General features: G+C 50.0%; 21 protein-coding genes and 5 tRNA genes. 15 read left to right on the top strand and 11 right to left on the bottom strand.

The window, feature by feature from the left end; genetic code table 11:
- Nucleotides 1-4 precede the first annotated feature (4 nt).
- Entirely contained in the window at nucleotides 5-1,324 is a 1,320-nt protein-coding gene (gene shiA / locus PGR79_RS04185) for a shikimate transporter (RefSeq protein WP_113373524.1), read from the bottom strand.
- Between the two features lie 287 nt (nucleotides 1,325-1,611).
- Between shiA and PGR79_RS04180 the strand changes: the two genes are divergently transcribed.
- The 4 genes from PGR79_RS04180 (at nucleotide 1,612) to PGR79_RS04165 (ending at nucleotide 4,931) form a co-directional block, all read left to right on the top strand.
- Nucleotides 1,612-2,109, top strand: coding sequence for a molybdopterin-dependent oxidoreductase (locus PGR79_RS04180; RefSeq protein WP_113373701.1), 498 nt, complete (start codon nucleotides 1,612-1,614; stop codon nucleotides 2,107-2,109).
- A gap of 10 nt (nucleotides 2,110-2,119) precedes the next feature.
- Nucleotides 2,120-4,036 (top strand): putative bifunctional diguanylate cyclase/phosphodiesterase, encoded by a 1,917-nt coding sequence (locus PGR79_RS04175; protein ID WP_113373525.1) that lies wholly within the window; start codon nucleotides 2,120-2,122, stop codon nucleotides 4,034-4,036.
- A gap of 214 nt (nucleotides 4,037-4,250) precedes the next feature.
- Nucleotides 4,251-4,583 carry a DUF1971 domain-containing protein gene (locus PGR79_RS04170; RefSeq protein ID WP_087860660.1) on the top strand — a complete coding sequence of 111 codons (333 nt, stop codon included), beginning with the start codon at nucleotides 4,251-4,253 and terminating at the stop codon, nucleotides 4,581-4,583.
- Between the two features lie 9 nt (nucleotides 4,584-4,592).
- Complete coding sequence (locus PGR79_RS04165) at nucleotides 4,593-4,931, top strand: DUF1869 domain-containing protein (RefSeq protein ID WP_113373526.1); 339 nt, start codon at nucleotides 4,593-4,595, stop codon at nucleotides 4,929-4,931.
- 47 nt (nucleotides 4,932-4,978) lie between these two features.
- Here PGR79_RS04165 and PGR79_RS04160 read toward each other — a convergent pair whose 3' ends face one another.
- On the bottom strand, nucleotides 4,979-5,869 hold the full coding sequence (locus PGR79_RS04160; protein ID WP_087860491.1) for a LysR substrate-binding domain-containing protein: 891 nt from the start codon (nucleotides 5,867-5,869) through the stop codon (nucleotides 4,979-4,981).
- 131 nt (nucleotides 5,870-6,000) lie between these two features.
- Between PGR79_RS04160 and PGR79_RS04155 the strand changes: the two genes are divergently transcribed.
- From PGR79_RS04155 to PGR79_RS04140, 4 genes are all read left to right on the top strand, one after another.
- Nucleotides 6,001-6,573: a hypothetical protein gene (locus PGR79_RS04155; protein ID WP_113373527.1), complete on the top strand. Its 573-nt coding sequence runs from the start codon at nucleotides 6,001-6,003 to the stop codon at nucleotides 6,571-6,573.
- Nucleotides 6,574-6,844: 271 nt separating this feature from the next.
- Nucleotides 6,845-7,855 (top strand): LacI family DNA-binding transcriptional regulator, encoded by a 1,011-nt coding sequence (locus PGR79_RS04150; protein WP_113373528.1) that lies wholly within the window; start codon nucleotides 6,845-6,847, stop codon nucleotides 7,853-7,855.
- A gap of 94 nt (nucleotides 7,856-7,949) precedes the next feature.
- Nucleotides 7,950-9,383: a glycoside-pentoside-hexuronide (GPH):cation symporter gene (locus PGR79_RS04145; RefSeq protein WP_113373529.1), complete on the top strand. Its 1,434-nt coding sequence runs from the start codon at nucleotides 7,950-7,952 to the stop codon at nucleotides 9,381-9,383.
- A gap of 108 nt (nucleotides 9,384-9,491) precedes the next feature.
- Complete coding sequence (locus PGR79_RS04140; protein WP_430921104.1) at nucleotides 9,492-10,847, top strand: right-handed parallel beta-helix repeat-containing protein; 1,356 nt, start codon at nucleotides 9,492-9,494, stop codon at nucleotides 10,845-10,847.
- A 43-nt stretch (nucleotides 10,848-10,890) separates the two neighbouring features.
- Here the strand turns inward: PGR79_RS04140 and PGR79_RS04135 are convergent.
- From PGR79_RS04135 to PGR79_RS04125, 3 genes are all read right to left on the bottom strand, one after another.
- A tRNA-Asn gene (locus PGR79_RS04135) sits at nucleotides 10,891-10,966 on the bottom strand.
- Nucleotides 10,967-11,240: 274 nt separating this feature from the next.
- Nucleotides 11,241-11,882 carry a hypothetical protein gene (locus PGR79_RS04130; RefSeq protein ID WP_113373541.1) on the bottom strand — a complete coding sequence of 214 codons (642 nt, stop codon included), beginning with the start codon at nucleotides 11,880-11,882 and terminating at the stop codon, nucleotides 11,241-11,243.
- Between the two features lie 255 nt (nucleotides 11,883-12,137).
- Nucleotides 12,138-12,213: transfer RNA gene (locus tag PGR79_RS04125), tRNA-Asn, on the bottom strand.
- A gap of 5 nt (nucleotides 12,214-12,218) precedes the next feature.
- Between PGR79_RS04125 and PGR79_RS04120 the strand changes: the two genes are divergently transcribed.
- The 3 genes from PGR79_RS04120 (at nucleotide 12,219) to PGR79_RS04110 (ending at nucleotide 14,045) form a co-directional block, all read left to right on the top strand.
- Nucleotides 12,219-12,311, top strand: coding sequence for a DUF5951 family protein (locus PGR79_RS04120; RefSeq protein WP_373431808.1), 93 nt, complete (start codon nucleotides 12,219-12,221; stop codon nucleotides 12,309-12,311).
- Between the two features lie 95 nt (nucleotides 12,312-12,406).
- Nucleotides 12,407-13,846 carry an EmmdR/YeeO family multidrug/toxin efflux MATE transporter gene (locus tag PGR79_RS04115; protein WP_316424182.1) on the top strand — a complete coding sequence of 480 codons (1,440 nt, stop codon included), beginning with the start codon at nucleotides 12,407-12,409 and terminating at the stop codon, nucleotides 13,844-13,846.
- 123 nt (nucleotides 13,847-13,969) lie between these two features.
- Nucleotides 13,970-14,045, top strand: a tRNA-Asn gene (locus tag PGR79_RS04110).
- 92 nt (nucleotides 14,046-14,137) lie between these two features.
- On the opposite strand, the gene PGR79_RS04105 is transcribed toward PGR79_RS04110, so the two are convergent.
- Both PGR79_RS04105 and PGR79_RS04100 read right to left on the bottom strand, forming a co-directional pair.
- The gene (locus tag PGR79_RS04105; RefSeq protein WP_015365878.1) at nucleotides 14,138-15,592 is read right to left on the bottom strand and encodes an AMP nucleosidase; all 1,455 of its coding nucleotides are present in this window, start codon (nucleotides 15,590-15,592) and stop codon (nucleotides 14,138-14,140) included.
- Nucleotides 15,593-15,720: 128 nt separating this feature from the next.
- Complete coding sequence (locus PGR79_RS04100) at nucleotides 15,721-15,960, bottom strand: histidine kinase (RefSeq protein WP_087860499.1); 240 nt, start codon at nucleotides 15,958-15,960, stop codon at nucleotides 15,721-15,723.
- A gap of 148 nt (nucleotides 15,961-16,108) precedes the next feature.
- Between PGR79_RS04100 and PGR79_RS04095 the strand changes: the two genes are divergently transcribed.
- Nucleotides 16,109-17,686 carry an alpha/beta hydrolase gene (locus tag PGR79_RS04095; RefSeq protein WP_410477022.1) on the top strand — a complete coding sequence of 526 codons (1,578 nt, stop codon included), beginning with the start codon at nucleotides 16,109-16,111 and terminating at the stop codon, nucleotides 17,684-17,686.
- On the opposite strand, the gene PGR79_RS04090 is transcribed toward PGR79_RS04095, so the two are convergent.
- The 3 genes from PGR79_RS04090 to PGR79_RS04080 form a co-directional block, all read right to left on the bottom strand.
- The gene (locus PGR79_RS04090) at nucleotides 17,597-18,529 is read right to left on the bottom strand and encodes a nucleoside recognition domain-containing protein (protein WP_316424181.1); all 933 of its coding nucleotides are present in this window, start codon (nucleotides 18,527-18,529) and stop codon (nucleotides 17,597-17,599) included. The genes PGR79_RS04095 and PGR79_RS04090 overlap by 90 nt on opposite strands.
- Nucleotides 18,530-18,596: 67 nt before the next feature.
- On the bottom strand, nucleotides 18,597-19,310 hold the full coding sequence (locus PGR79_RS04085) for a 4'-phosphopantetheinyl transferase family protein (RefSeq protein ID WP_113373544.1): 714 nt from the start codon (nucleotides 19,308-19,310) through the stop codon (nucleotides 18,597-18,599).
- A 116-nt stretch (nucleotides 19,311-19,426) separates the two neighbouring features.
- Nucleotides 19,427-19,502, bottom strand: a tRNA-Asn gene (locus PGR79_RS04080).
- Between the two features lie 315 nt (nucleotides 19,503-19,817).
- On the opposite strand from PGR79_RS04080, the gene nac reads away from it, so the two are divergent.
- The 3 genes from nac (at nucleotide 19,818) to ldtA (ending at nucleotide 22,810) form a co-directional block, all read left to right on the top strand.
- A complete protein-coding gene (gene nac / locus PGR79_RS04075) occupies nucleotides 19,818-20,735 on the top strand; it encodes a nitrogen assimilation transcriptional regulator NAC (protein ID WP_087860503.1) in 918 nt (305 codons plus the stop codon).
- A 106-nt stretch (nucleotides 20,736-20,841) separates the two neighbouring features.
- On the top strand, nucleotides 20,842-21,792 hold the full coding sequence (gene cbl, locus PGR79_RS04070; RefSeq protein WP_045390486.1) for an HTH-type transcriptional regulator Cbl: 951 nt from the start codon (nucleotides 20,842-20,844) through the stop codon (nucleotides 21,790-21,792).
- 76 nt (nucleotides 21,793-21,868) lie between these two features.
- On the top strand, nucleotides 21,869-22,810 hold the full coding sequence (gene ldtA, locus PGR79_RS04065; RefSeq protein ID WP_113373545.1) for a L,D-transpeptidase: 942 nt from the start codon (nucleotides 21,869-21,871) through the stop codon (nucleotides 22,808-22,810).
- A 53-nt stretch (nucleotides 22,811-22,863) separates the two neighbouring features.
- Here the strand turns inward: ldtA and PGR79_RS04060 are convergent.
- A tRNA-Asn gene (locus tag PGR79_RS04060) sits at nucleotides 22,864-22,939 on the bottom strand.
- Between the last annotated feature and the right edge of the window lie 62 nt (nucleotides 22,940-23,001).

Genomic DNA, 23,001 nt, shown 5'->3' with positions numbered 1-23,001 from the left:
CTTGTTATGTCGGATGCCGGTTTTTCATCAACATCGCCGTGACGGCAGAGATCAGGCAGCCGACCGTCAGATAAATCGCCACGCTGTGCCACGAGCCGCCAGAGAAGGTGACCAGCGCGGCGGCGATAAATGGCGTAAAACCGCCGCCGACCACGCTGGCCACCTGGTATCCGACGCCTGCGCCGCTGTAGCGATAGCTGGCGCCAAACATTTCGGTAAACATCGGTTGCTGTACGCAGACCACCATATCATGGGCGATGTTGGCCAGCATCAGGGCAAAAAACAGGATCCAGAACAGCGAGTGCTGCTCCAGCGCCATAAAGAAGGGGAAGCCGCTTAATGTTCCGATCAGCGCCCCGGTAATATAGATACGTCGGCGGCCAAACCTATCTGCCAGCCACGCAAAGCAGGGAATGGTAAAACAGCTAATGCCGCCCACCAGCAACCCAATATTGAGGAACAGTTCACGCGGCAGGCCGAGGTTTTGTGTCGAGTAGTTGAGGGCGAATGCGGTCACGATATACATCGTTAACAGTTCACACAGGCGCAGGGCAATGATTAATAAGAAGGCACCCGGATGGCGTACCAACGCTTCCAGTACCGGCAGGCGTTTTTTCACCGCGGCGGGTGTTTTCTGCACCTGCTGCTCAAACTCTGCCGACTCGGCCATGCCGTTGCGGATCCACAATGCCGCCAGTACCAGCACTACGCTAAACAGGAACGGCAGGCGCCAGCCCCAGCTAAGGAACTGCTCATCGGTGGTGAAACTGCTGATAAGCGATACCAGCCCAGTAGAGAGTAGCAGCCCGACGCCGTAACCCACCTGCACGCCGCTGCTATAGAACGCTTTTTTGTTTTTCGGCGCGCTTTCAACTGACAGCAACGCCGCGCCGCCCCATTCGCCGCCGACGGCGAAGCCCTGTACTGCGCGCAAAATCACCAGCAAAACCGGCGCCCACCAGCCAATCTGGTTAAAGGAAGGCAGGAGCCCGATACAGGCGGTGGCGATCCCCATCATCCACACGGTCATCATCAGCATGCGCTTACGACCTAAGCGGTCGCCGAAATGGCCGAAGATCACGCCGCCGAGCGGGCGGAAGAGGAAGCCGACGCCGAAGGTCGCGAAGGCTGCCAGCGTGCCCATTGCCGGGCCAATTTGTGGGAAAAATTCGCGGTTGAACACCAGTGCGGCGGTAATGCCGTACAGCAGAAAATCGTACCAGTCGACGACGGCGCCGGCAAAGCTGCCCCATGCCGCACGACGAGCGCGATGAAGAGAGGCAACCCCGTTGCCGGAGTCGGGAGAAATAAGCGTTGAGTCCATGCCTGTCCTGTTTGTTGCTAACTTGTTATTATTTGAATGAGACGCTTTCTTATCTACGCGCCGTTAGGGAGATTACCGTGCATAAGCGCAACTGAAAAGTTTTTTACCTGCCGGAAAGACAATAAAGTAAAAAATGTCTAAATCGAACATTTAATTTTCACCACTGGCGTGGGTTAACTGTTGACCATTACTGCTATTTTATTTTTGTTGCCCCATTGGGACGGCTTTTAAGAATTCACGTAAATGGTTTACAATTACTATCTCCAACGCTGGATATGGTGGGTGATATGCGTCTAATTTTTGCAGTTTTATTTTATGTTTTAGTTTTACCTAATGCTTTCGCAGAAAAACTGCCTGTGCCAACGGGCAAACCCGTTTTAACCATTTCAGGAAAGATTACCAATACAAACGAAGGCGATACTGCCGTATTTGACGTCGCCGCGTTAGAAAAGTTGGGCAATGAGACAGTGATCACAACCACTCCCTGGTATTCAGGAAAAGTGCGCTTTGATGGTATTTCACTTAGCAAACTTATGGACTTAGTGGGTGCGCAAGGTAAGACGGCGAAGGTGATGGCCCTTAACGATTATACGACCGAGGTGCCGGTGGATGATTTTCATAAATTCCCGGTGATCCTCGCGCTGAAGATGAATGGTGAATATATGCGCATTCGTGACAAAGGGCCCCTTTTTATTGTTTATCCCTACGATAGTAGCGCGGAGTTACAGAACCAAATCTATTATTCCCGCTCGGCATGGCAGGTTTCAAAGATTATAATTGAGTAAGGCTCTGATCTTGAATCGAATACTCACTGCCATTATTTTGTCGCTTTTTATCGTCACCGGATACATTACCTATCTGGTGCATGAGCGGCAGAGTGAGCTGCAAAAATTAACACGTTATACCGACTCGTGGTCTGTGTCCCAGATGGTCTCTGAATACATGCGTCTGGAGGCTCGTTTAAGCGCCCTGGCGCTGAACGTGAAGGGGACCGACCGCGATGAGGTACGCCTGCGCCTGGAAATAATGATGAGCCAGATTGAATTGCTGCAGCAGGGCGATCTTGGTCAGTTCATCAGAAAAAGCGAGCAGCGGCAGGCGACGGTCACCAGTCTGATTCAGATCCTCGATCAACTCGACAGGCAACTGGATTCCATGACGCCTGAGCAGATGATGACTCTGCTATACACGATGAGTAAGTTGGATGGCCCAATGACCTCACTGGCCTCCATGACCCTGGCGCAGGACTTTGATGTCGTTAATCTTACGCATGATAAGATTCAGCATCTCTATTACATCTATTCGGTGATTTCAATCTTGCTGATTACGATGTGTATCACTCTTGGCCTATTGATGCTTCGACAAAATAACAACTTGCGTCGCGCGCATGTGCGCATGAAGCTGTTAGCTAATGATTTACAGCTGTCGAAAGAGAAACTTCAGGTACAGAACCGCCGTTTGCAGTATGACGCTTATCACGATTCGTTAACAGGTATGCCTAATCGCCTCTCTTTCTGGCAGAGGCTACAGGAAGTGGTTAATCACGTGAAACCTTATAATGGTTGCGCAGTGGTTATGTTGTTTGACCTCGATAATTTTAAAGATGTTAATGATACCTTAGGACATGATGCCGGCGATAAGTTGCTGCAGGAGCTCGCCAGCCGTCTGTCGTTCTTTCGTAAAACATCAGAGACGCTGTACCGCCTTGGTGGCGATGAGTTTGCCCTGGTATCGCAGGATCTGAGCGAAGAAATGGCGCTGGAGCGGGCGGATGTGATCCGCGAAAAAATCAGCCAGCCGTACTATATCTACGATTCCTTAATTAACATTGGCGCTTGCATCGGCATCGTTATCTCCGATGGTGAAAGTCGCACTGATTACTTATACAAATGTGCCGATTTAGCGTTGTATGAAGCGAAAAAGTCGGGCGCGGGCAACGTGGAGATTTTTCGTCCCGGCATGTTACAACGTTTACAGGAAAACAAATCCTTTGAGGACGATCTGCTACATGCACTGGAAAACGACCAGTTCAAGGTTTACTACCAGCCGATCGCCGACACGGTGTCGCGTGAAATCTACGGTTACGAAGCGTTGGTACGCTGGTTTCATCCACTGCGCGGCATGGTGCCGCCTACAGAATTTATCCCAGTGGCGGAGAAAACCGGCCTGATTAACCCACTTGGCGAGTGGGTGCTGAAGACCGCCTGCGAGGAGGCGGCCCGCTGGGAGCAACCGCTGAAGGTTTCGGTAAACGTCTCACCGATTCAACTTATCAATACCTCACTCACAGACACGGTGGCGGCGGTGCTAAAGAAGACCGGTCTCGACCCGCGGCGCCTTGATCTTGAGATTACGGAATCTGATGTATTTAACGAGAATACGCGCTCGCTGGAGATCCTCAGCCAGTTGCGCGAGCAGGGGATTCAGATCTCAATTGACGATTTTGGTACCGGCTATTCGTCATTGTCGCGGCTGAGTTATTTCCCTTTTGATAAGATCAAAATTGACCGCTCGTTTGTGGTCAATATTCCTATGCAAAAAGATGACCTCGATATCGTGCGCCTGATCATCAGTATGGGGAAAAGTTTACATATGCGCATTGTCGCCGAAGGTGTTGAAACCGAGGAACAGTTAACTTCGCTGCAACAATTGGGTTGCGATCTCGTTCAGGGATATTTAATCGGGAAGCCGGGGCTTTTAAATAACAACTGAAAAAAGATAATCTTCGGTCTTTAAACTGTCGCCTGTGAACTATCACAGGCGCTTTTTTATATTTTAAATAAACCTAATCCGTAATGGGTATAAATAGTGGTAGATAAAATAGGATCAAAAAAATAATACCCTTAGCAATTAAAAGGGGTATATGATATGCAATATATCGTTTCATTCGCGGCGCTATTTCACGGCGCGGAAAGAGAGGCAAATCATGCAGCGAATCATTATACCTACCCATTATGTTCAGACCCGCTCCACCCCCATGTGGACCAAGGAGACCGCGCCCGCGTCCATCTGGAAGCGCCATCTTGATGCCGGTACGCGACAGGGCGTCTATCCGCGTTTATCGGTGATGCAGGGTGCAATACGCTATTATGGTTATGCCGATGAAACGAGCCCAGACCCTGTTGAAACGATGACTATTGAAGCGGGGCAGTTTGGTGTCTTCCCTGCGGAAAAATGGCACTGCATTGAGGCATTAACTGACGATACCGTATTTAATGTCGATTTTTACGTCGACCCTAAAATTCTGATTGAGGGATAAGCTGAGTCTATGAATAGTGAAAATAAAGGTTACTCATTAGCGATAACCAATAACAACAATAATGAAAAAAAAGAGAAAATTTATCTGAAGCCGATGGCGCTTTATGTCCCTGATATTGCGGTTCAGGCAGTAGCGGAATTGCTTCAGGATCTTTCTGCCGATAACGCACAGGGCAAAGGGTTCAGCCTGATGGTGACTAACAATAATAATGGTGTATCGGTAGATAAAGATTTCGCCTCAATCGAGGCGCTTCAGGATCCACTGCATGCCGCTGACGCGGTGAAAGAGCTCATCAATATTGTGCGCGGTTATGAATCTGACGAAGAGACTAACGTCTGCGGCTGGTAACACACCGTCTGGCAGATATCGTCCGATATCTGCCTCTTTCTCCGGTTTCAACTCATCGCTATCTGCTGCAGTAGCCAGTCCCGCAACGCGCTGATATCGTCGCGCTGGGCTAACTCTTGTGTCGCCACCAGATAATAGTTTGCTCCCGGTAAGGACATCTCAAATGGTGCCGCTAATACCCCGCGTTGCAACAGATCGCGCGCCAGCAGCTCGCTGGCAATCACTACGCCTTGTCCTGCTACCGCCGCCTGTAGCGCATGCGTCTCATCGCTGAAGGTTAACCCAGCATCGATATTCAGCTGCGGTGGCCCGTAGCGACGCTGCCAGTTTTCCCAGCCCGGCGAATCAGCCGGAACGTGACGATGTTCAACGTGGAACAGGGTTGCGTGATGCAAATCCTCCAGCCGTGTAATACCCAGCGTTGGGCTAGCGACGACGATAAAGCGGTCTTCATGTAGCAAGGTACAGTGCAGTTCGCGCTCCGGCGTTTCACGATAGCGAATCGCGACGTCAACGCTGCGCTGGTTGAGATCCACCCGCTCGACGCTGGTATGCAGCCGCAGGTCAATAGCGGGGAATTCCGCTTTAAATGCTGCCAGCCGTGGTACCAGCCAGTGAGTTAGAAAGTTGGAGGTGGTGGTGACGGTGAGTGACGGCGGCTGGTGTGAGCGAACAATTTGCGTAGTCGCTTCTTCCAGCGCGCTAAAGGCGCGTTGAGTCCCTGCATAGAGAATTTCACCGCTGTCGGTAAGGCTGACTCCCAGGGCATTGCGTTCACAGACGCGGCACTCCAGCACAGATTCCAGTAGTTTTATCTGGTGGCTCACTGCGGTAGCGCTCACCCCAAGCATATCGGCGGCGCGTTTAAAACTGCGACAGCGGGCAACGGCATGAAAGGCGCGTAGCGCGCCCAGCGGCGGGAGGCGGGTTTTTCTCATGGCTGAGTTTTTCTCATCTATTGCTGAAATTTATGCGTTTGCCGTACTTATTATACAGAGGATAGCCTACTGATATGTGAAATAGACACTGAATTAAATTCATCAGTGTTTGCGATTATCAGGAGTGAATAATGAATATCTACCGTAATCAGCGAGCTGGTGGGGCAACCACTTGCGAGGCCCCGCTCACGCAAACTATCGCGCTAAGTGGCGTATTCGCGGCGGGGGCGCTGCTATTGAGCGTTTCCTCCATGATTGGCGCTCTCGGTACTCTGGCGTCGCTGCTGACGCTGACGGGAGCTTTTGCTGTTGGCTATGCAATCGCGCGTTGGCAGCTGTGGCCAGCGCATTATAGCGTTAGGGTATCGTGCTACGCCTTTGTGCTGTCCGCTATGGGCTGGTTAATGTTACTGGTGCTGTGGAATAGCGGACACGGTTGGCTATCTCAAATTCCGGGGATCGCCTTTGGTGGATTAGGTGCGGGTATTGTCTGGAAAAACAATGCTACAGCAAGATTCTCGTCGGGCATGATGGCGAACATCCCGATGACAACAGGTATCGTTATTATTATCCTGGCGACTCTGCTAACCAATCACTATGCGGATTCGGGAAAGGGAGGTTTTGTCTACGCACTGGCGGTCCTGGTAGATCTGGCATTGCTGGGAGCGGTGCTGGTGAAAATTAGACAGCAGGAAATGTCGTAAATCGGCCCGTTATTTACCATAGCAAATCCTACCTATCATCTGCGCAAGCGTAACACCACGACGACTTTGGTTCTGGCGTGGCGCCCGTTATTCTCTGTTTGTCAGTGAATCCATTAAATATTAGTCGTGAACGCTTAGTTATTTTAGTGACAGCAGAATTGAGAGAAAAAGCGGGGATTTATGTAACGCGGCAACATGTGAAGTGGCTTACATTTTTGACTTCCATCACACTTTATAGTTACGTCATTCTTGGTCGACGCAGTTATTTACTATGGCATCCATTAAAGACGTAGCAATAAAAGCTGGAGTATCTACCGCTACGGTCTCACGCGTGCTGAATAATCATCCCAGCGTGGCGCCAGAAACTCGCAAAGCAGTTCGTGAGGCAATGGATTTCTTATGCTATGTGCCTAGCAAGAGTGCGTTTCAATTGAGTGGGAAATGTTCTGGGCTGATTGCAGTTGTTCTGCCAAACCTTGTCAACCCACATTTTTGTGAACTGCTGGCGACATTTGAAGAAGAGGCAAGATACATCGGTAAAACGGTTATCGTCAAAACTCATCAGAATCAACCGCAGATAGATAAGCAAATAATATATACGCTTATTAGTATGGGTATTGACAGTTTGCTATGGGTGCCAACAGAAGCCGAAAGCGAACTTGCAGAATGGCTCATCGCGACTAATATCCCCGTTGCAGTGGTTACGCTGGTATCGCGATTTTTCAATTCTGTTTCTATCGATCAAAGTAAAGGGGCGGAAGTTATAGCCGAGCATTTTATTCAGACCGGTCATACCACGTTTGGATTTGTAGCGCAGGAAGGCGCGGATAACCGAAAGGTTTTTTCATGGGCAAAACGAATTACCGCTCAGGGATTGACTATAGATAAAGAGAATCAGTTTTGGATAGCGAAAGGCGAGGGTGAGAAAACATCAGGGCATATTAGTATACTCGATGATATTATTGTCAGGCTAGCCGAGAGAATAAATCATTGTTCATCTCTCTGGGTCTATAACGATGTGGCTGCTAGTTATATTATTGATGGCTTGAAAGAAAAAGGAATATCTGTGCCTAAAGATATTGCCATCGCTAGTTTTGATAATACTTTACTGGCACAAACTAAAAAAATCACTAGTGTGGCGCAACCGATAAGTGAAATCGCCCATCTGGCATTTCAAATGATTAACAACGAAACAAAACAAGAAAGTATTGAAATGCACGAAATTGTCTCTCGGTTAATTATACGGGAGAGTAGCGTGAGTATTAATATTACTTTGCTTTAATCTACATACGCCGTTATCAACTTATAAATATAAACTAACATTGGTTTACTAACCTCTGTTGAACACTTATGACTGTATACTCTAGAGGTCTTCTATGTCTGCAAACTCAATCGAAAGGCAAGGTGTTTACGGCAAACTGCGTTTAAAAGAAAAAATTGGTTATGGAATGGGAGATGCTGGTTCTTGTATGATTTGGAGTGTACTGGCGTTATATCTAACATGGTTCTACACGGATGTTTATGGTTTAGCTCCCGGTGTTGTCGGTACCTTGTTTCTGGTCATTCGTATTTTTGATGCCTTTAGCGACCCGGTTATGGGGGCGATTTGCGATCGTACTCGTAGCCGATGGGGTAAATTCCGACCATGGTTATTATGGATGGCATTGCCATTTGGTTTGGGAGCAGTACTGATGTTCACAACACCCGATTTAAGCATGAATGGAAAAATTGTTTATGCCTGGGTGACATATCTTGTGATGTCATTGATTTATACTGCTATCAATATTCCATATTGCTCAGTAGCTGGTGTGATCACGCTAAATCAGAAAGAGCGTTTAGGCTGTTTGTCATGGCGATTTTTCCTCAATGGATTGGCGACGCTAATAGTCTCCTCTTCAATTTTACCCTTAACAGACTGGTTAGGTAACGGTAACAGAGCGGCTGGTTTTCAGTTGACTATGGTAATCATGGGAGGTGCTGCGACACTAATGTTCTTCTTTTGTTTTGCCAGTATCAAAGAACGTGTTACTGCAATTAAAGTTAATGACTCTTTAATAAATGATCTAAAAGATATCATCAAAAACGATCAATGGTTATTGATGATTTTTATTACTTTCCTTAATGTTTTTCCGGCATTTATTCGTGGTGCAGTGACTATTTATTATGCTACCTATGTTATGCAAGCCTCCGTCGGATTTACTACGTTTTTTTTGGCTCTTGGCGTTGCATGTAACATGCTAGGTAGTGTTATAGCGAAACCACTCACCGATCGTTTTGATAAAATTAAGCTGTTCCGTTCGATTAATATCGTTCTTGGCTTCCTTTCTTTAGCTCTATGGTTTGTCGATCCCAGGTCTTTGCTACCACTACTTACACTATTTATCATCATTAACATCCTGCATTTGATTCAATCAGGGCCAATATTATGGGCCATGATGTCCGACGTTGATGACTACGGAGACTGGAAATACGGTAAACGCCTTACCGGTATTTCATTTGCTGGTAATTTGTTTATGTTAAAAATGGGTTTGGCAGTTGCTGGTGCGATTGTTGCGTGGATATTATCATTGACGGGTTACATCGCTAATAAACCTCAACAAAACACAGAGACTATCGAAGGTATCATTATTATGTTTTCTTTACTGCCAATGATTACCTATTTTATTAGCGCATTCGTAGTTAGATACTTTAAATTGAATAACCACTTTCTTGAACAAATTAAAGTGGAACTCGCTAAGCGTGAACTCAATAACGGTTCTTCACCGCATCATGACATCGAGCGAGATAGGACCGCAGTGGTTAATCATTAGTTAAAATTCCCCTGAAAGAAATTAGGGGTATTATTAATTATTATAATATTCAGAGGTCAATAGAACCGTAATATCTACCTATCCTAATAATGTAGAGGAAAATAACGCATGTCGAGTGAAAATTATTATGATGTAACAGAGTGGAGTGAAGGTAATCCTTTTGAAGATATCGGTTTAGTGATTAATAGTATTATTGCCGATATTAAAAATCGGCAAACAGACACAGATGTCAATGATGGTGGAAAACCGGGGGCTGTTATCTATATCCCGCCTGGAGACTATCATTTGCTCACTCAGGTAGTAATAGACATCAGTTACTTGAAAGTTAAAGGAGACGGACATGGGTTTACCTCTTCAAGTATCCGTTTTAATACTCCGGAAAGTGAGTGGGCAAGCTGGCATGAATTGTGGCCAGGCGGTAGTCGTATACTTGTTGATATAACACCATCATCTACGACTCCGGAAGCGGAAGGGGCGGCTTTTTATATTGAGCGTAGCGGTGACCCAAGAATAAGCTCAGTTGAGTTCGCGGATTTTTGCATTGATGGGTTACATTTTGTGGATGACGGTTCGGGAAGTAACGACCCTGAAAACACCTATCTCAATGGTAAAACGGGTATTTATATTGCCAGTGCGCAGGACTCATTCCGCATTAGTGGAATGGGATTCGTATATCTTGAACACGGCATCACTATATATAATGCCGATGCATTGGCGATACATAATAACTTTATTGCTGAGTGCGGTAATTGTATAGAACTCCGTGGGTCGGGACAGGCTTCAAAAATAACCGATAATTTGATAGGTGCCGGTTATAGAGGATATTCCATTTATGCAGAGAACTTTGGTGGCCTTCTGGTTACAGCAAACAACATTTTTCCCCGCGGTAAAAGCAGTATTCACTTTTCTGGTGTCCTCCGTTCTGCAGTTAGCAGCAACAGATTTCATTCATTCTATCCAGGGATGCTGGTTTTTGAGAATAGCTGTTCAGAAAACCTGGTGACGGCAAACCACTTTTTCCGTGAACATGAACCTTGGGAACCTATGCAGGCGTATAGTAATGGTTTAGATGACTTGTATGGGTTGCTATATATAGAAGGTGAGAATAATTCGATTATTGCTAACCATATTTCTGAATCGATTGATAAACAGTATATCGTTCCTGCTGGCGCGACACCTGTCATAATACGGTTGGCATCAGGAGATAGTAACTATATTTCTGACAATCATATTGTTGCTACCACCGATACATCATTGTTAAAAGGTCATGCAGAATCTTGTTTCTCTGCACAAGTTAGAGCGCTGCTGGCATTAGAGGGGTTGGAAGTTCTCGACGTGACGACCGTACAGGTCGACGCAGCATCTCAACGTAATATCATACTTGATGCCGGAAGCGACGCTCAGGTTGTGCTTGATAAAGCGGTCAATGCGTTTAGAGCGACGCCGGTACCCGGCTTGTCATAATAGAAAAGCAAAAAGCCTGCTCGAAAGCAGGCTTTTCTAAATCTGGCTCCTCTGACTGGACTCGAACCAGTGACATACGGATTAACAGTCCGCCGTTCTACCGACTGAACTACAGAGGAATCGTGTGAACGGGGCGCATGTTAGCGAGTGAGTAACGGGATGTCAAAGGTGATTGCGCCATTTGCGATTGTTCGCTGGTAAAATCATCAGTAGTAGAGGTTTTTTCAGCACTGAAGCGAAAATTTAAGCAATAAAAAGGTGAGGGGAGCACTAGCAGATCCGAAAAACTCTGCCTTCAGTGCTTGCTGCAAAGAGTCATTTGAACGGTGAATGTACAATCGTCATCCGGTTACACCTGTTTACAACGCAGGTGTAACTTTAGAAGTGAATGGATTATTTTTCATCGGGTTCTGCATTTAGCAGCCAGGGCTGCAAATGACCATTTTTAATTCTGGTCAAATAATCTTCAATTAAACTCTTGGTTTGCGGGGTGAGGGTATAAAATTCATATAACGTACAAGCTATATTAGATTGTAAATCTATAGTGCCGGAGATATCTTCAGGAATAAAGTACATTTGGCGGTTTGTCATGGTTCTAATGTATAATCTTTTGCCAATAATAGGATTATCGCCGAATAAATTAACGCCAATTTCCATGGCGCCGTCTACAGGGAAATATAAAACGTACCACTGTGTTTTGTTATGGTTGTTAATTAAAGATTCAACTATTTCGGTAGGAGATAGCCGTTTCAAATTATCAACACAACGCAGAATGTATCGGCGCATTACAAACTGTTTTAGTAGCGCCATGAACATCCCGGATAAAAATAAAAGGGTAAATGTCGATGCTATTACTACTAAAAACCATAGTCCTGTTGATAAAGCCGAAAAGGAAGATGCGATAACTAAACTTATTATGAGCGAAACGATAAACATTAAGCTTTGTAATCTATATTTGTCTTTTGCTAATTTGAATAAGAAATAAGTCAGGAAAAATCCAGCCAGGCAATAAAAAAATAATAATGATCTATCCATGTATTTAATCCTGGTATGTGTTAACAATATTTTCTCAAAGCATCTAAATATTTCAGACTAACTTGATTCTATGCTACCACGAAGACAGTAAACCTTGCTATTCCTGTTGGCGCGTAAACGCACCAGGCGATATTCATTTCGACTTTGCTCAGCCGATTTTGTCGTTATGTTTGATGTCTGTGGATGACGCGAACGAACAGAAGAGGGTAGAAAGCAAAAAAGCAGACGTCGCTGAACGTCTGCTTTTCTTAAAATTGGCTCCTCTGACTGGACTCGAACCAGTGACATACGGATTAACAGTCCGCCGTTCTACCGACTGAACTACAGAGGAATCGTGTGGAATGGTATCTTAGCGGCGAAAAAATTTTTGTCAAATATCAATTCAGTTGTGGCGAGCCGCTTGCTGCATCTATCGACAATTTGTCGTAATTGCCAACAAATTACCAGGAAAAATACTTTGCAGGATTAGCAGTTCTCAATCATCATTTGAAATGTTGTTTCAACTCTTCTCACTAAGGTCTCCCTTGAACGTCACTTCAGCAGTACGCCAGGCCGTAGCGCGCACGTCCTGGTTTAAAAAACGCAAGAGCTATCGGGTGCTCTACTGGCGTGAAATTAGTCCCCTTGCCGTACCGATCCTGTTGGAAAATGCCTGCGTGTTGTTGATGGGGGTTCTGAGTACTTTCCTTGTTAGCTGGCTCGGTAAAGAAGCGATGGCCGGGGTGGGCTTAGCCGATAGCTTTAATATGGTCATTATGTCGTTTTTTGCCGCGATTGACCTGGGCACCACCGTGGTGGTGGCCTTCAGCCTCGGTAAGCGCGATAGAAAGCGGGCGAGGGCGGCCGCGCGTCAATCGCTGGCGATCATGACCTTGTTCTCGATCGTGCTGGCGGCGATTATTCACGCCTTTGGTGAGCAGATTATCGATATCGTTGCCGGCGACGCCACGGTTCAGGTTAAGGCACTGGCCCTAACCTATCTTGAGCTGACAGTGCTGAGCTATCCGGCGGCGGCGATTGCCTTAATTGGTAGCGGCGCGCTTCGCGGCGCGGGGACCACCAAAATCCCGCTGTTAATTAACGGTGGGATGAATATTCTCAATATTATTATCAGCAGTATCCTGATTTACGGCCTCTTCTCCTGGCCGGGGCTTGGCTTTGTCGGCGCCGGGCTGGGGCTGACTATTGCCCGCTATATTGGCGCATTGGCAACCATCTGGGTTCTGATGACAGGTTTTAACCCGGCGCTGCGCATTTCGCTGAAGAGCTACTTTAAGCCGTTTAACTTTGCCATTATCTGGGAGGTGATGGGCATTGGCATCCCGGCGAGCATCGAATCGGTACTGTTTAATGGCGGCAAGCTGCTGACGCAGATGTTTGTTGCCGGGATGGGGACCAACGTCATCGCCGGGAACTTTATTGCCTTCTCGGTGGCTTCGTTAATTAACCTGCCGGGTAACGCGTTGGGTTCGGCCTCAACTATTATTACCGGAAAACGACTGGGGAAAGGGCAGGTCGGCCAGGCGGAACGTCAGGCCTGGTTCGTGTTCTGGTTGTCGACTATTATCCTGACGCTTATTGCCTGGGGCACCGCACCGTTCGCCGGCTTGATCGCTTCGTTCTACACCAGCGAAGAAGACGTAAAAGTGGTGGTTAAAGAGTTATTGTGGCTCAATGCCCTGTTTATGCCAATTTGGTCGCTTTCCTGGACCTTGCCCTGTGCCTTTAAAGGCGCACGCGACGTGCGTTACACCATGTGGGTTTCGATGCTGGGTATGTGGGGATGCCGGGTGGTTGCTGGCTATACGCTGGGGATCATGCTGGGCATGGGCGTCATCGGTGTCTGGCTGGGTATGGTGCTTGACTGGGCGGTGCGCGGCCTGTTGTTCTATCGCCGGATGATCACCGGGCGTTGGCTGAGGAAGTACCCGCGATTAAAGGCTCGGCTGGAAGAAAAGTCATGAATATCCTAAAAAAGTGTTACTTTTTAGTCGAAGTGAAGAATAAATCGGCAAACGGTCGCTATTATTAAAAACATCTTTGACATGGCTGAGCGTGGTCGTTAGTATTCGCCCCGTTCACACGATTCCTCTGTAGTTCAGTCGGTAGAACGGCGGACTGTTAATCCGTATGTCACTGGTTCGAGTCCAGTCAGAGGAGCCAAATTTAAAAAGCCGGCTTTCGAGCAGGCTTTTTGCTTTTCTGTATCCGTACAATTTTGCCCTAGGCAAATAGCGCGCAGGGCTTGACCGGGATTAACGGAACGGTGGTTCGTTGAAGGTACGCAGCTTGCGGGAGTGCATGTGGTCACCCTCGGCGCGCAGCAGATCGATGGCGCGGATCCCTATCTGCAGATGCTCGGAAATCGCCCCTTCATAGAAGCGGTTCGCTTGTCCCGGCAGCTTGATTTCACCGTGTAGCGGTTTATCGGAGACGCACAGCAGCGTGCCGTAAGGTACGCGGAAACGATAGCCCTGTGCGGCAATAGTGGCGCTTTCCATATCGATGGCCACCGCACGGCTTAGGTTAAAGCGCAACGCCGAGGCGGAATAACGCAATTCCCAGTTGCGGTCATCGGTGGTCACCACCGTACCGGTACGCAGACGCTGTTTGACCTCTTCGCCCGGCATGCCGCTAACCTGTTTAGTGGCGTCATACAGCGCACGCTGCACTTCGGCGATACTCGGGATGGGAATATCCGGCGGTAGCACCGCATCCAGCACGTGGTCGTCACGTAAATAGGCATGCGCCAGTACATAGTCGCCTATCGACTGGCTTTCACGCAGGCCGCCACAGTGGCCAATCATCAGCCAGACGTCAGGGCGCAGCACCGCGAGGTGATCGCAAATATTTTTGGCATTGGCCGGGCCGACGCCGATGTTGATCAACGTAATACCCTGACCGTCGTTAGTGATCAGGTGCCAGGCCGGCATCTGGTGCTTTTTCCACGCCAGATCGGAAATCGCCTCTTCCGGGGCCTCAGTGTCGGCGGTGATCCAAATCCCGCCTGCACAGGAGAGGGCAATGTACGGGCTATCCGGATCGAGGATCTGGCTACAGCCCCAGCTGACGAACTCATCGACGTAACGCGTGTAGTTGGTAAACAAGACATACGGCTGGAAGTGCTCAACCGGCGTGCCGGTGTAGTGCTTCAGGCGCGCAAGTGAAAAATCGACGCGGCGGGCGTCAAAATGCGACAGCGGATAATACTCGGTGGCGTGGAACAGGCCATCGGCGGTTTCATCGCCAATCTGCGACAGTTCGGTGGTCGGAAAATAACGCGTTAATCCGGCGCTCATCGAGCGATCCAGCGTCAGCGCAGAGCCATCAATCACGTAAGGGAAGGGAATTTCGTGCTGCGAATTGCCGACGCTAATATGCGCGCCGTAATCCTGATATAGCAGAGTTAATTGTTCCAGCAGATAAGCGCGAAAGAGTTTTGGATTGGTAATGGTGGTGGTGTAGCAGCCTGCATGGGTGAATCGCCCCCAGGCTCGGGTTTTTAAGGCTTTGTGCTCGGCGCCATCCCACGAGACAGACAATTGAGGATAGACGAATAAGCCTTCAGCACGGGCTATTTCATCAGGAAGGATATTGTGGTGAATGTACTCGCCAATGGCCTTACGCAACGCGTTAACCGCTCTTTCATACTGCGCTTCCAACTGGGAAAGCGCCTGCTCCGGGGTCAGACTGACGGCCTTCTGGTTCATCATTCGCTCCTTGTTTCAGGTCTGCTGATACTGTTGATAGTATGCTACAGCGTGAAAATGGCGAAGGAAAATTACAGGCCCGGGTAAATAGTCAAACTCGTTGATAATAAAAGCTTAGCCGCGCAGGGTCAGGCAGTCTGTGCCCAGCGTTCGGCGCTAAAATTACTTGCGCTTACCACTCTTAATGTCGCCGCGTCGTTATTGTTGATGTAATAAAGTGCATTAGGACCAGGCGTTAGCTTATCACCTTCCTGTAGTCTGCATCGGCTTTCGATTTCAGCAATTACCACGATCTGGCCACTCTGTAGAACCACGCAAGTTGTTGCTGTAGAGGCATTTTTCCGTACTTTCTTGACCCACCACTCCATGTTTTCACCCAGGCTTGTTACACTCAGAATGATGATTGACGCGTTAGTGCTTTAAAGACAACTGAAACTACCCATTGGTTTAATTTACGTTTAGCTGAAGTTGTTAAATCTTAACTCTGCGATGCAGCGGGACAGGCAAATACCACCTATGGCTTTGATGCGATTTAACAAGCTTCTGAATCAATCTGGATTAAGGATAGTCTCGCTGGCGAAAAAAGCGCTGGCAGCGGCGGTTATTGTAGCGGTGGTATTTTTCATCGGACGAATATATGAATCGGAACGTGGCCCTGCATTGCAGCGCTGGCATACCTGGTCTGGGGATGAGATGACCGCTGATGAAATCGACCGCGCCAGTTTTGCCAGCTATCTCAAACGGGAAGATAAGATATTTGCCGATTTGCGGCGTGAGGTCAGCGACCAACTGCCTGCCGCTGACAAAACGCCGATAAATCGCTTTTATCGCGACAGCCTGGTCTATCCGCAACGTTTTACGCCAGACTGGAATCGCTCCTTTATATTACTGCCATCCGGCAAACCGCGTGGTGCGGTGGTGTTGCTGCATGGATTAACCGACTCCCCCTACAGCGTGCGCTATCTGGCGGAAGAGTATCAACGGCAAGGTTTTGTCGCGGTGGCGCCGCGCTTACCCGGCCACGGTACCGCGCCGGGCGCATTAACCCGCGTTGATTGGCAGCAATGGCTGGCGACAACCCGCCTGGCGGTTCGGGAAGCGATGCGACGTGCCGGTGGGGATGTGCCGCTGCATCTGGTGGGATATTCTAACGGCGGCGCGCTGGCGCTGAAGTATGCGCTCGATGAATTGACCGATAAATCGCTGGTCAGGCCGCAGCAGATAATACTGTTATCGCCGATGATTGGCGTAACCGCTTTTGCCCGGTTCGCCGGACTGGCTGGACTGCCTTCGATATTTCCCGCCTTTGCGCGCGCGGCGTGGCTAAACGTCGTTCCGGAGTTTAATCCCTATAAATACAATTCCTTTCCGGTAAAGGCAGCGCGCCAGTCGTGGCTGCTGACCCAGGCCTTGCAAAAACAGATTATCCAGGCGGCGCAGAGCCAGCGCTTAGCCTCTATCGCGCCGGTGTTAACTTTTCAGTCGGTGATTGATTCTACAGTCAGTACCCGGGCGGTGGTTGATTCGTTATACCGCTATTTGCCGGACAACGGCAGCGAACTGGTGATTTTCGATATTAATCAGGCGGCGAACCTGCGGGCGCTGTTTCGCCCGGCGACTTATTCGGCGGTGAATACCTTGTTACCTCCGGCGCCGCGTCCGTACTCCACGACGATCGTGACGAATGCGACTCCGCACACCCTCGATACCGTCGCGCGCCTGACGCTGGCGGGGCACACTGCCGAGAGAACGCAGGCGCTGCATCTGGCCTGGCCGCAGGATATGTACTCGCTTTCGCATGTCGCGGTGCCGTTCCCCATCACCGATTCGCTGTATGGCCGCGAGCCGACGGAGAAAAACCTTAGCGGTATTAGCCTTGGCACCATTTCGCTACGCGGCGAGACCGCGACGCTGAGCGTCGGCCTTGATACGTTAATGCGCGCCACCTCTAACCCATTTTTCCCCTACCTGCTGCAGCGGGTTAATCAGCGTCTGCCGTCGTTCTCAGAAACACAGGGTGTGCAGTACCGTGCGCAGCGCAATACCGATGAGGGCGGCAGGGGCGACGAAGCGGAAAAGACGCACAAATCTTGAGCTGACGCCAAGGAAAATGCCGATGCCTGGTAGGTCGAAGGTCTGGATGAGCAGCCCTGCGGAGGCGTTAATCTGACTGAGCGTCACTTTACCCTGCTGCGCCAGCTCGGAGATAACCCCGAAATAGGCGGTGCCGCCCGCCACACATTTCACCAGCGCGGGCAGGACGAAGTTTTCGGGGATATGTAGCCATAGCAGCAGCGGCATCAGTACGCGCTGCAGCATCTCGATGACGCCGGCCGCCTGCATCAGGCCGACGATGGTCAACGATAAAATCAGCATCGGCACGGCGCCAAGCGCCAGACGGATAGCGTCGGCGCCGGCGCTATTGATCACCGCAATCAGCCCGTGATTATTTTGTTCGCTTTCCGGGAGCGCTTCTGCCCGGCTGCTCTCGACAATGGATAACTTACGCCCGGTGGCGTACCAGCAGACCGCTGCGGCGCAGAGCCCACCGATAATAGAAATGGCGATCGCGGCCAGCCAGTGCAGGCCGAACGGCGTTAAGGGATAGAAAACGTTGCCCTGACCCATGGCGAAGACCATCGCCAGGGTGGCGGCCATTTGTCGGTCAGAGACGCCGCGTTTATCCATAATTGCCAGTGTGGCAAGTGGGGCCGCAAAGCTGACGAAATTTATCTGAATCAGCGCGAAGGCGCTCATACCGGTCAGCCCAAAGGGCTTCAGCAGCGGCGCCAGCCAGCGCACGATGATGTCGAGAATTCCGCGGACTTCGAGATATTTCATTATGATCAGCATGACGACCATAATGGGTAACAAGGTATAAAGCGCTACGTCGACGGAGGATTTTCCCGCTGACATAATGATGCCGATGACATCCATTTATCTATCACTGTATGCAGGTCAAATAGTTAGCGTCATCATAATCCCGAAGTGGCGAAATGAACAGCTAGCGCAGACAGGTAAGAACAGTGCCTTCACTGAAGTAATACTCGCCGCTGAACTGGCTACCTGCGGGGAAGGCGTCGCTGAGGGTTTTATTAAGGCGCAACGTGAAACGCTGATTTGCCGGGTCGAGAGCGACCATGGCGGCGGCATCGAAATCAAACATCTGCTGCACGCGCGGATAAAGCGCTTTGAACAGGCTTTCTTTGGCTGAGAAAGCCAGCAGCAGTGCCCACTCCATATCCAGCCCACAACAGGAAAGCAGCGTCTGTTCCGTTTTCGAGACAAACATATCGGCGCTTTCCAACATGACCCCCGGTTGCAGATGCTCGATATCGACCCCTGGATGCAGGCCGTCGTCCTCGGCGCTAACCACCGCGATGGCGATATCTTCGCTATGTGAGACGCTTCCTCGCCAGCCTGCCGGCCAAATTGGCGCGCGGTCCGCGGCGATTAACACCGGCTCTAAGCAGCCGGATTGTCGCAGCAAATAGTGCGCGCAATAGCGCCCGGCCAGATATTCGGCTTTACGTTTGGCGACGGCGCCAGTAAGAGAAGGCGGGAGCGGGATGGCGTACTGGCTAAAAAGAGCGTCCTGTAGTTGCGACCTGGCGAAACGTACCCGACAAAATTTTAACGCCGGGTCAGCGCGAAGATAGCCGCACTCGGCATGCTGAATAAAGGGTTGATCGTGAAAGATATCGGTAACGATAAACATGCAGGCTCATCAGGCAAAACAAGTATGGCGCTACCATATCGCAGGTGATGAACGAAGCAGAAGAGTTATGTGAAATATAAAGCAAAAAGCCTGCTCGAAAGCAGGCTTTTTAAATTTGGCTCCTCTGACTGGACTCGAACCAGTGACATACGGATTAACAGTCCGCCGTTCTACCGACTGAACTACAGAGGAATCGTGTGAACGGGGCGCATATTATCGATGACTTGCGGTGTTGTCAAAGGCTGATTCGCCATAAAACGTTCGACTGCTGACAATTTCAACAATCAAAAGCCTTTTATGGCAAAGCTCGCTGGAAATGCACCACGATGGTGCATTTATACCCCTAATGGGGCATATCATGCGCTCATGGAAGCCACCAGTATTATCACAAACCCTTATTTTGCCGCACCGGAAGGGCAATGGCCCAACGACGTAAAAACTGGCAAGCATCTTGCAAAATCCCTGTAACTTAATGGCCAGTAGTGGCATTCCCTTACAGGAGGCAAAATGAACTTAAGACGACTGAAGTATTTTGTGAAAATCGTCGATATCGGCAGTCTGACCCAGGCCGCTGAAGTCTTGCATATCGCACAACCGGCGCTGAGCCAGCAGGTAGCGACCCTGGAAGGTGAACTGGAGCAGAAACTGCTGATCCGCACCAAACGCGGCGTTACACCAACCGAAGCGGGGAAGATTCTCTATACCCACGCGCGGACCATTTTACGCCAGTGTGAGCAGGCGCATCTGGCAGTACATAACGTTGGCCAGACGCTGAGCGGGCAGGTGGCAATTGGCCTTGCGCCGGGAACGGCGGCTTCGGCGATCACCATGCCGCTGTTGCAAACGGTGCGTAATGAACTGCCCGAGGTGAACGTATATCTGCAGGAGTGCAGCGGCAGCGTATTGAATGACAAGCTGCTTGGCGGCCAACTGGACATGGCGGTGCTGTATGAACGTTCGCCGGTGGCGGGCGTGGTCAGCCAGCCGCTGCTGAAAGAGGATTTGTATCTGGTCGGCACGCAAAACTGTCCGGGACAAAGCGTTGATCTTTCAGCCGTTGCGGAAATGAGCCTGTTCTTACCCCGCGACTATAGCGCCGTTTGCGCACGAGTTACGGAGGCTTTCACCTTACGCCGCCTGTCGGCTAAAGTGATTGGCGAGATCGAATCCATCACCACGTTAACTGCGGCAATCGCCAGCGGTATGGGCGTCACCGTACTGCCGGAATCGGCGGCGCGCGCGCTGTGTGGGACGGCTAATGGCTGGATGGCGCGCATCAGCACGCCGTCGATGAGCCTGTCGCTATCGCTGAATACTTCGGCGCGCGGCGGCTTATCTCCTCAAGCGCAGGCGGTCAAAGATATCCTGCTGTCGCTGGTCAGTCGTCCGTCTCTGGAGAATCGTGAATTACAGCTGGTCAGTTAGGTTATATTCTTTTAAGGAATAAGTTGCTGGTTTTTATTATTTGTTTGCCGGGTAAACAGACTTTAACAATAGACATTATGTTATGTCTGAAGACCTGGGGGAAAAGGTGAATTTCCAGCAACTTAAAATTATTCGCGAGGCGGCCCGTCGGGATTACAACCTGACGGAAGTCGCTAACATGCTGTACACCTCGCAATCTGGCGTCAGCCGCCATATTCGTGAGCTGGAAGAAGAGCTGGGGATAGAAATCTTTATCCGCCGCGGTAAACGCTTGCTGGGGATGACCGAGCCCGGTAAAGCGCTGCTCTCTATTGCCGAAAGGATCCTCAACGAGGCCAGCAATGTCCGCCGGCTTGCCGATCTTTTTACCAACGACGCTTCAGGCGTATTAACCATTGCCACCACGCATACTCAGGCACGTTATAGCCTGCCACCGGTGATTAAAGCTTTTCGCGAACTTTTCCCCGATGTGCGGCTGGAGTTAGTGCAAGGGACGCCGCAGGAGATCGAAGCGCTACTGCACAATGGCGGGGCGGATATTGGTATCGCCAGCGAGCGCTTAAGTAACGACCCGACGCTGGTGGCATTCCCCTGGTTCCGCTGGCACCACAGTTTATTAGTACCGAAAGATCATCCGCTGATTGAGGTTACGCCGCTGACTCTCGAGGCGATTGCGCGCTGGCCGTTAATTACCTACCGCCAGGGCATTACCGGGCGTTCGCGTATTGACGAAGCCTTCACCCGTAAAGGACTGATGCCGGATATCGTTCTCAGCGCCCAGGATTCCGATGTCATTAAAACATACGTGGAGCTGGGGTTAGGGGTGGGGCTGGTGGCGGAGCAATCCGGCGATGCTCGCGAAGCGGATACTTTTACCCGGCTGGAAACACGCCATCTTTTTGATGCCAATACCGTTTGGTTGGGGTTAAAACGCGGTCAGTTACAGCGTAACTACGTCTGGCGTTTCATTGAACTGTGCAATGCCGGGTTGTCATTGGATGAGATTAAGCGCCAGGCGATGGAGCCGGAGGAAGTGGCTATCGATTATCAAATCTGAGTGCGGGCAGCAGGCAAGCGGGAGGCGTCAAAGCAGCTATAATTCATTCACGTGAGTCGCGACTGAGGAAGGGAAAATGATGGTGCGGCGTATGAAGTTGCTTTGCTCTCTGGTGATGATGTTGGCCAGCTACAGCGCATTGGCGGTAAGTTATCCATTGCCGCCGGAAGGGAGTCGTCTGGTTGGCAGTCCGATTAAAATCAGCGTGCCCGAGCGTAATACCCAGCCGTTGGAAACCTTTGCCGCGCAGTACGGGCAGGGGCTGAGCAACATGCTGGAGGCTAACCCCGGCGTCGATGTCTATTTACCCAAATCCGGAACTTCGTTGATTATTCCGCAGCAATTGATCCTGCCTGCTACCGTGCGTAGCGGTATCGTGATAAACGTCGCCGAGATGCGGCTTTATTATTATCCGCCTGAGGGCAATACCGTTGAGGTGCTACCGATCGGTATTGGCCAGGCGGGGCGCGAGACGCCGCGTAACTGGGTAACGACCGTGGAACGTAAGCAGGAAGGGCCTACCTGGGTACCGACGGCGAATACCCGTCGTGAGTACGCTAAAGAAGGTAAAACCCTGCCGGCGATGGTACCCGCCGGGCCAGATAATCCAATGGGGCTGTATGCTATCTACATCGGCAGGCTGTATGCCATTCATGGAACTAATGCCAATTTTGGCATTGGCCTGCGGGTGAGCCAGGGCTGTATTCGCCTGCGCAACGATGACATTAAATACTTGTTCGATAATGTACCGGTCGGCACGCGAGTACAGATTATCGATCAGCCGGTGAAGTACACCACCGAGCCGGACGGCAGCCGCTGGCTGGAAGTGCATGAACCGTTGTCGCGTAATCGTTCGGAATTTGAGTCAGACCGCAAAGTGCCGCTGCCGTATACCCCGGCAATACGCGAGTTTGTGCAGGGAGCTGGCGTGAACGTCGGGCGAGCGGATTCAGCGTTACAGAGACGTTCCGGGATGCCGGTGAATATTAGTAGCTCAGCGGTGGAAGCCAGTTTTTAACGGCATGAAGGCTAAAAAGCAAAAAGCCTGCTTAAAAGCAGGCTTTTTAAATTTGGCTCCTCTGACTGGACTCGAACCAGTGACATACGGATTAACAGTCCGCCGTTCTACCGACTGAACTACAGAGGAATCGTGTGAACGAGGCGCATACTACTGGCCTCGCATTTTGGTGTCAACACTAAATTTAACCA

Source organism: Klebsiella sp. 141161 (assembly GCF_050600815.1).
Lineage (GTDB): Bacteria > Pseudomonadota > Gammaproteobacteria > Enterobacterales > Enterobacteriaceae > Klebsiella > Klebsiella aerogenes.
The sequence above is the reverse complement of the archived record's forward strand: the minus strand, read 5'-3'. Positions and strand labels throughout refer to the sequence as shown.

What these genes read in the sequence shown, in the direction of transcription:
- shiA (WP_113373524.1), bottom strand. Translation starts at nt 1,324, where the DNA reads ATGGACTCAACGCTTATTTCTCCCGACTCCGGCAACGGGGTTGCCTCT.
- PGR79_RS04180 (WP_113373701.1), top strand. Translation starts at nt 1,612, where the DNA reads ATGCGTCTAATTTTTGCAGTTTTATTTTATGTTTTAGTTTTACCTAAT.
- PGR79_RS04170 (WP_087860660.1), top strand. Translation starts at nt 4,251, where the DNA reads ATGCAGCGAATCATTATACCTACCCATTATGTTCAGACCCGCTCCACC.
- PGR79_RS04165 (WP_113373526.1), top strand. Translation starts at nt 4,593, where the DNA reads ATGAATAGTGAAAATAAAGGTTACTCATTAGCGATAACCAATAACAAC.
- PGR79_RS04160 (WP_087860491.1), bottom strand. Translation starts at nt 5,869, where the DNA reads ATGAGAAAAACCCGCCTCCCGCCGCTGGGCGCGCTACGCGCCTTTCAT.
- PGR79_RS04155 (WP_113373527.1), top strand. Translation starts at nt 6,001, where the DNA reads ATGAATATCTACCGTAATCAGCGAGCTGGTGGGGCAACCACTTGCGAG.
- PGR79_RS04150 (WP_113373528.1), top strand. Translation starts at nt 6,845, where the DNA reads ATGGCATCCATTAAAGACGTAGCAATAAAAGCTGGAGTATCTACCGCT.
- PGR79_RS04145 (WP_113373529.1), top strand. Translation starts at nt 7,950, where the DNA reads ATGTCTGCAAACTCAATCGAAAGGCAAGGTGTTTACGGCAAACTGCGT.
- PGR79_RS04140 (WP_430921104.1), top strand. Translation starts at nt 9,492, where the DNA reads ATGTCGAGTGAAAATTATTATGATGTAACAGAGTGGAGTGAAGGTAAT.
- PGR79_RS04130 (WP_113373541.1), bottom strand. Translation starts at nt 11,882, where the DNA reads ATGGATAGATCATTATTATTTTTTTATTGCCTGGCTGGATTTTTCCTG.
- PGR79_RS04105 (WP_015365878.1), bottom strand. Translation starts at nt 15,592, where the DNA reads ATGAACCAGAAGGCCGTCAGTCTGACCCCGGAGCAGGCGCTTTCCCAG.
- PGR79_RS04100 (WP_087860499.1), bottom strand. Translation starts at nt 15,960, where the DNA reads ATGGAGTGGTGGGTCAAGAAAGTACGGAAAAATGCCTCTACAGCAACA.
- PGR79_RS04095 (WP_410477022.1), top strand. Translation starts at nt 16,109, where the DNA reads ATGGCTTTGATGCGATTTAACAAGCTTCTGAATCAATCTGGATTAAGG.
- PGR79_RS04090 (WP_316424181.1), bottom strand. Translation starts at nt 18,529, where the DNA reads ATGGATGTCATCGGCATCATTATGTCAGCGGGAAAATCCTCCGTCGAC.
- PGR79_RS04085 (WP_113373544.1), bottom strand. Translation starts at nt 19,310, where the DNA reads ATGTTTATCGTTACCGATATCTTTCACGATCAACCCTTTATTCAGCAT.
- nac (WP_087860503.1), top strand. Translation starts at nt 19,818, where the DNA reads ATGAACTTAAGACGACTGAAGTATTTTGTGAAAATCGTCGATATCGGC.
- ldtA (WP_113373545.1), top strand. Translation starts at nt 21,869, where the DNA reads ATGATGGTGCGGCGTATGAAGTTGCTTTGCTCTCTGGTGATGATGTTG.